5 protein-coding genes are annotated in these 7103 nt (G+C 58.9%); 2 read left to right on the forward strand and 3 right to left on the reverse strand.

What is annotated here, in order from left to right; all coding sequences use genetic code 11:
• Positions 1-147: 147 nt before the first annotated feature.
• On the reverse strand, positions 148-921 hold the full coding sequence (locus QZ511_RS15870; RefSeq protein WP_295803891.1) for an SDR family oxidoreductase: 774 nt from the start codon (positions 919-921) through the stop codon (positions 148-150).
• A 169-nt stretch (positions 922-1090) separates the two neighbouring features.
• Positions 1091-2827, reverse strand: coding sequence for an IlvD/Edd family dehydratase (locus QZ511_RS15875; protein ID WP_295803894.1), 1737 nt, complete (start codon positions 2825-2827; stop codon positions 1091-1093).
• 283 nt (positions 2828-3110) lie between these two features.
• On the opposite strand from QZ511_RS15875, the gene araD1 reads away from it, so the two are divergent.
• Positions 3111-4106, forward strand: a complete 996-nt coding sequence (gene araD1, locus QZ511_RS15880) for an AraD1 family protein (protein ID WP_295803896.1) — start codon at positions 3111-3113, stop codon at positions 4104-4106.
• Between the two features lie 116 nt (positions 4107-4222).
• Here araD1 and QZ511_RS15885 read toward each other — a convergent pair whose 3' ends face one another.
• Complete coding sequence (locus QZ511_RS15885) at positions 4223-4969, reverse strand: FadR/GntR family transcriptional regulator (protein WP_295803898.1); 747 nt, start codon at positions 4967-4969, stop codon at positions 4223-4225.
• Between the two features lie 428 nt (positions 4970-5397).
• Between QZ511_RS15885 and QZ511_RS15890 the strand changes: the two genes are divergently transcribed.
• On the forward strand, positions 5398-6783 hold the full coding sequence (locus QZ511_RS15890) for an MFS transporter (protein WP_295803900.1): 1386 nt from the start codon (positions 5398-5400) through the stop codon (positions 6781-6783).
• Positions 6784-7103 lie beyond the last annotated feature (320 nt).

The following is a 7103-nucleotide window of genomic DNA, read 5'->3' on the forward strand; positions in this document are numbered from 1 at the left end:
GGTTAACGCCATGGAAGCTTCCGGCGCGGCCGTCGGTCCAGTTGCCTGCGATCAATTGCTTTCCGGTAATGGTCATTCAATTTCTCCTGAATTTTTTCATTGCTGATTTGGAGCTAAGGCAGGCTCCGTCGGCGTAAGACTTTTAACTTAAATCCAACCGCCATCGACGATAAAGTTTTGCGAGGTACACATCGCGGCATCGTCAGAGGCCAGGAACAATGCCATCGCGCTGATGCTTTCCGGCATCAGGGGATCCTTAACGCTCTGCCCCTTGTCGATGGCTTCGCGCGCGGTGGCGTCCACCCGTTCATTCAACTGCTTCTCGGTCATCACCCAACCGGGGACCAGGCAGTTCACGCGGATACGGTCCGGCCCCATGTCGCGGGCGAGACCGCGGGTGAGGCCCTCGATGGCTGCCTTGGAACTGGTGTAGCCCGGCATACCGCCCTGGCCTGCATGCCAGCTCATGGAGCCGAGATTGATGATGGCGCCGGCACCCAGCTGTTTCATATACGGGTACACCGCCTGGGCGGCGAAGAAGTGATGGCGCATGTTGACCGCAAGGCACTTGTCCCACTGCTCCGGCGTCACTTCGCGGAAGTCGTGGCGGGTGTCGTTGGCGGCGTTGTTGATCAGCACCGAAATCGGTCCCAGCTCTTCAGCGGCCTGGGCGATCACCGCCTGCAGCCGCTCGACGTCGGTGAGGTCACAGGGATAGAAACGCACCTCACCGGTAGCGCCTTCACTGTTCAGGCGCTCGACCAGTGCGCTGGACACGCCCTCCTGAATATCCACAAAGGCAACTTTCGCGCCCTGCTGGACAAAAGATTCCACCAGGCTGGCACCGATGCCGGAACCACCGCCGGAAACAAATACGGTTTTGCCGTTGAGGCTCGGGTATTGATTGGTCAGCGTCATCATTCGCTCGCTTGGTTCGCTATTGCTCTCACCCTCTGCGGGGAGTTGCGGGGATTCCCTGAGAATCCAGTCTACAGGCCAAACCGGAGAAGTTTGCGGAAAAAAGGCGCCCCGAGGGGCGCTTGGGAGTCAAACGTGATAAACCGGATGGATTACCTGTAGAAAAAACTGATTAGTGTGAGTGCGGAGGTACTTCCGCACCGCGACAGCCCACCAGGAAGTCGAAGTCACAACCCTCATCCGCCTGCAGAACGTGGTTGCGGTACATGGCTTCGTAACCACTGGTGCTGGCAATAACCTGATTGCCCTTGAGCTTCTCGAGGCGCGCGGCAATCTCTTCGTCGGACACTTCCAGGTGCAGTACACCGTTGTGTGCGTCCAGGTGGATCATGTCGCCATCCTGCACCGCAGCCAGCGGACCGAATTCCATGGCTTCCGGCGCGGTGTGCAGCACCACGGTACCGAAGGCGGTGCCACTCATACGCGCATCGGAGATACGCACCATGTCCTTGACGCCTTTCTTCAGCACCTTCGGCGGCAGGCCCATGTTGCCCACTTCCGCCATGCCCGGGTAACCCTTGGGACCGCAGTTCTTCAGCACCATCACACAGGTTTCATCGATATCCAGATCCGGATCAACGATGCGGGATTTGTACTGCTCGAAGTTCTCGAACACCACCGCACGGCCGCGGTGATTCATCAGCTCGGGGCTGGCCGCGGACGGTTTCAGTACCGCACCGCGGGGCGCCAGGTTGCCGCGCAGGATGCAGATACCACCGTTTTCCACCAGCGGGTTGTCCAGCGGGCGAATGACATCGTCGTCGTAGCAAGGGGCATCCGCGACGTTCTCGCCGATGGTCTTGCCGTTGACGGTCAGGCAGTCCTTGTTCAGCGCACCGGACTCTCCCAGGCGACGCAGTACCGCGGGCAGGCCACCGGCGTAGTAAAACTCTTCCATCAGGTATTTGCCGGACGGCTGCAGGTTCACCAGGGTTGGCACTTCGCGCCCTTCTTTCCAGTCGTCCAGCTCCAGATCCACACCCATACGGCCGGCGATGGCCTTGAGGTGGATGACTGCGTTGGTGGAGCCACCAATGGCGGCGTTGGTGCGGATCGCATTGATAAACGCATCCTTGGTCAGCACCTTGGACAGGGTCAGGTCCTCGTGCACCATGTCGACGATACGCATACCGGACAGGTGTGCCAGCACATAGCGGCGGGAGTCCACCGCCGGAATCGCGGCGTTGTGCGGCAGGCTGGTGCCGAGGGATTCCGCCATACACGCCATGGTGGAGGCGGTACCCATGGTGTTGCAGGTACCGGCGGAGCGGGACATGCTCGCTTCCGCACTGAGGAATTCGTGCAGGGAGATATTGCCGGCCTTGTACTCTTCGTGAGCCTGCCATACCAGGGTACCGGAACCCACATCCTTGCCCTTGTGCTTACCGTTCAGCATCGGGCCGCCGGTGACCACGATGGTCGGCAGGTTACAGCTGGCGGCACCCATCAGCAGGGCCGGAGTGGTTTTGTCACAGCCTACCAGCAGCACTACCGCGTCGATCGGGTTTCCGCGGATGGCCTCTTCGGTATCCATCGCCGCGAGATTGCGGGTGAACATGGCGGTGGGGCGCAGGTTGGATTCGCCGTTGGAAAACACCGGGAATTCCACCGGTACGCCGCCGGCTTCGATCACGCCTTTCTTGACGTGCTCGGCAATTTTGCGAAAGTGGGCATTGCAGGGAGTCAGCTCGGACCACGTATTGCAGATACCAATGACCGGCTTGCCTTCAAAGTGATGCTCAGGGATACCCTGATTCTTCATCCAGCTGCGGTACATGAAACCGTTCTTGTCACGTGTTCCGAACCAATTGGCCGACCGCAGGACCGATTTTTTCTTATCACTGGCCATTTCTGAACCCCATTTATTCTCTCATAACTATTATTGTATGACTTATTAAAATTCGGGACAAGTCATTCGACGGTTTTGCCCCGAAACTTGCCACCGCAAGTGGAAGCGGCACCGTTGAGGTGCACTCATTGAGATACATCATATTGTATGATATTAATAATGACCAGCATCCGGAGCGAACATTTTTCCACCGATGCGGACAGAAAAGACTCCCGCCTCGCCGGCCCTATATAAATAGACGTCCGGCGATCCCAGACAGCAGGCTAATAGAGAAGAAAAAGCGATGAGACTGATCCAGTTCACCACCGAATCCGGCCAGCGCGCAGTAGGCGCCGTGGTCGACAGCAACACCATCGAACAGCTGAAGGACGTCGAAACCGTATACCAGCTGGCCCAGCGCGCCCTGGAAAACGGCACCGGACTGGAATCCCTGGCCAGCTCGCTGCTGTCGGACCAGCGCCTGGACTACCAGAAGATTGTCGATGAAGGCCGCCTTTTAGCCCCGATCGACCACCCGCAAGCCACCCAGCTGATGGTTGCCGGCACCGGCCTGACCCACCTGGGCAGCGCCGACACTCGCGCCGCCATGCACGCGCAGAACTCTTCCGGCAAACAGGAAGAGATGACCGACACCATGAAGATGTTCAAGATGGGTGTCGAGGGCGGCAAACCGGCGAACGGCGAAGCCGGCGTTCAGCCCGAGTGGTTCTATAAGGGTGACGGCGACTGCGTGGTAGACCCGGAACAGGCCATCCCCAGCCCCTCCTTTGCCCTGGACGCAGGCGAGGAACCCGAAATTGCCGGCATCTATATCAACGACCAGGAGGGCAACCCCTGCCGCATCGGCTTCGCCATCGGCAACGAACTGTCCGACCACGTCACCGAGCGCCAGAACTACCTCTACCTCGCCCACTCCAAGCTGCGCCACTGCTCCTTCGGCCCCGAGCTGCTGCTGGGTGAACTGCCTGCGCACATCGAAGGCACCTCCCGCATCGTGCGCAACGGCGAAGTGATCTGGGAAAAGAACTTCCTGAGCGGTGAAGACAACATGTCCCACACCATCAAAAACCTGGAAGACCACCACTTCAAGTACAACGCCTTCTGCCGCCCGGGTCACGTACAGGTGCACTTCTTCGGCACCGCTACCCTGAGCTTTGGCGACGGCATCAAGCCGGAAGCCGGCGACCGCTTCGAGATCGAATCCGCCACCTTCGGCCGCGCCCTGCGCAACCCGCTGAAAGTGGTCGAGCGCAAGATCCCGAGGGTTAAAGCCCTGTAAGCGGAGAAAAAAGTACGCGCAGCGCAAAACCAAAAAAGGCAGCCAACTGGCTGCCTTTTTGTGTGTGGACACCGAACCCGCTCGGCACGGGTCGACGCCAGAGCGGGAAACTGAAACTACACCGCCACGTCCACCTTGCTGCCCTCGTCCTCCGCCAGATGATCCAGCGCCTTGTGGGAGGATTTGGTCAGCAGGGATTTCATTTCAAAGCGGGCACGCTCCGAATCCCGGTCGCGAATCCCCAGGAATACTGCATAGTGCCCCGGCAGCGACGCCTGGTAAGCGGCCTCTTTCGAGCTACTGATACGGAACAGCCCCATCAACGCGGTTTTGATGGACTCCCCCAGGGAGACCATAAACTCGTTGTTGGTAGCGCGCAGAATTGCCATATGGAATTCGATATCGGTGTGAATCACCTCTTCGGTACCGGGTTCGGCACCTTCCATTGCGTGGTACGCCTTCTCGATGGCCACGATCTGCTCGTCGGTGGCCCGCTTGGCCGCCAGCGCGGCGGAATTGGGCTCGATCATCTCGCGCACCTCAAACAGGGAGCGCAGAAACTCCGGCGACGGCGTGGAGTCAAAGCACCAGCGCAGCACATCGGAGTCGAACATGTTCCAGAATTCCCGCGGACGCACCCGGGTACCCAGCTTCGGGCGCGATTCGATCAGACCCTTCGCGGTGAGAATCTTGAACGCTTCGCGCAGCGCGGTGCGGGAGACATTCAGCTCCTCGCCGATGGTAGCCTCGTTGGGAATGTACGCGCCGGGCTCGTAGTAGCCGGTCACAATGCGGGTGCCGAGTTCGTAGGCCACCCATGCATGGACGCTGCGCGGTCTGTTTTCCCTGACTTGTTTAACCATATTTTTTGCCTTACTTGGTGCCGCAATCCGGAACCGTGGAGAGCCAACTGCCCCGACCGTTGCGCCCACTATTGCCCTACCTTATGAGGAATCGGCGTGACCAGACGTCGCATCAGGAGCCACGGGCCGACCGAAATGCGCACCGGGGCCGTATATTTTTTAGTCAAAAATTCCGGAAACTGGTACGCTTGCCTCAGCTGAAAACGCCGCTATCCGGCATTTAACGCGAGATCGGGCCACTCTTTTCGAGACTTATCTGTGGAATGTACGCCTATTCTCTGGCAGATACAAAGTCCCATTCTCGGACCGGGCGCGCTGACGCCTTCGCTTTGACTTTAATACTACAATAATATATATATCGCTGTCGCGCCAAAACAATAAGGTTGGCCGAACAATAAAAGCGATACAGCGATAAGAGAGAAACCAACATGCAACAGTCGAATAAGTTGTCTGTATTCGAAAAGGTCGGCTTTGGCGCCGGTGATATGGCCGTCAACGTGATGATCGCGGCCATGTTCTACTTCATGCAGTACTTCTACACGGACATCTTCGGGCTCAAGCCCGCCCACGTCGGCACCCTGTTTCTCGCCGCCCGCTTCGTCGACGCCTTCAGCGATCCCCTGATGGGCCTGCTGACCGACAAATTCAAAGGTCGCCACGGTCGCTTCCGCCCCTGGTTCCTGTACCTGTCCATTCCCTACGGCTTTGCGGTATTCCTGCTGTTTACCACCCCGGACCTGGGCTACAACGCCAAGCTGGTGTGGGCCTATGTGACCTACCTGTTCGCCACCCTGATGTTCACCGGTGTTGCCATCCCGTACATCTCCTACATCGGCGTACTCACCAGCGACCCCCAGGAGCGCCTGTCCGCCAACGGCTACCGCATGTTCTTTGCCAAGATCGCCAATGTGGTGATCGTGGCCTCGGTACCGGTACTGGCCCAGTGGTGGGGCGACGGCAACGCCGCCAAGGGCTACCAGCTGGCCATGGGCTTCATGTCCCTGGTGGGCGTCGGCCTGCTGATGCTGTGCTTCCTCACCACCCGCGAGCGCGTCGAACACGTCGTCGACCGCAAGCCCCTGGGCGAACAGTTCAGGCTGCTGATGAAAAATGACCAGTGGCTGGTACTCGCCGGCGCCTGCATGCTCGGCACCATCGGCTACGCCCTGCGCGGTGGTGTCGCCTTCTATTACGCCATCTACTATCTCGGCGGCAGCGAATCCCTCGCCGCCCAGTTCACCAGCGCCGGCATCGCCGCCTCCATCGTCTCCATGGTCGCATCCACCTGGATCACCAAGCGCTTCTGCAAAATCAAACTCTTCAGCTGGTCACAGATGCTGGTGGGCGTCATCAGCGTACTGATGTTCTTCGCCGTCTCCCCCGGCGATATCGCCCTCGCCTTCGTGCTCTACATCATCCTGTCCTTCGTGGTAGACCTGCACGCACCGGTATTCTGGTCCGCCATCGCCGAAGCAGTGGACTACGGCCACTCCAAGTCCGGAAAGCGGGTATCCGGCCTGGCATTCGGCGGTATCTCGTTCTGCCAGAAAGCCGGCTCCGGCATCGCCGGCTTCCTCACCGGCCTGCTGCTCACCTACTTCAACTACCAGGCTGGTGAAACCCAGAGCGAATTCACCCTCACCGGCATCGCCCTGATGCTCACCGTAATCCCCGGCCTGTTCCACTTCCTGCTGGGCCTGCTGATGAAGAAGTACATCATCACCGATGATTACTACCACCAGCTGAAGCGCGGTGAGGTACCGCCGGAAGCCGGCTCCGCCGAAGGTGCAGAGCTGAATCCGAGTGCAACCTGACAGAGAAACTTTTACCTGAAAACTTCACATTGCCGTGTTACCTGCTGAAGTTTTCGCGCAGGTGGTGATACCGGGTGCAGGTTTGTGAGACCTTCACCGCCATGGATGGCGGTGCAGAGCCCCCAGGGATGGGTTAACGGCGTGTCTCACAAACCTGCACCCGGTAGCACCACCGCCACAGGACTCCACCAGTACACAAAACAAGATGTAACCGGAGCTAATTTCGTGATTCCAGAAAAAACTGCAGAGCCGCTGGTAAAACCGCTGATCGAACAGCGCGCCGACCCGTTTATTTACAAGCACAGCGATGGCTATTACTA

Source organism: uncultured Microbulbifer sp. (assembly GCF_913055755.1).
Lineage (GTDB): Bacteria > Pseudomonadota > Gammaproteobacteria > Pseudomonadales > Cellvibrionaceae > Microbulbifer.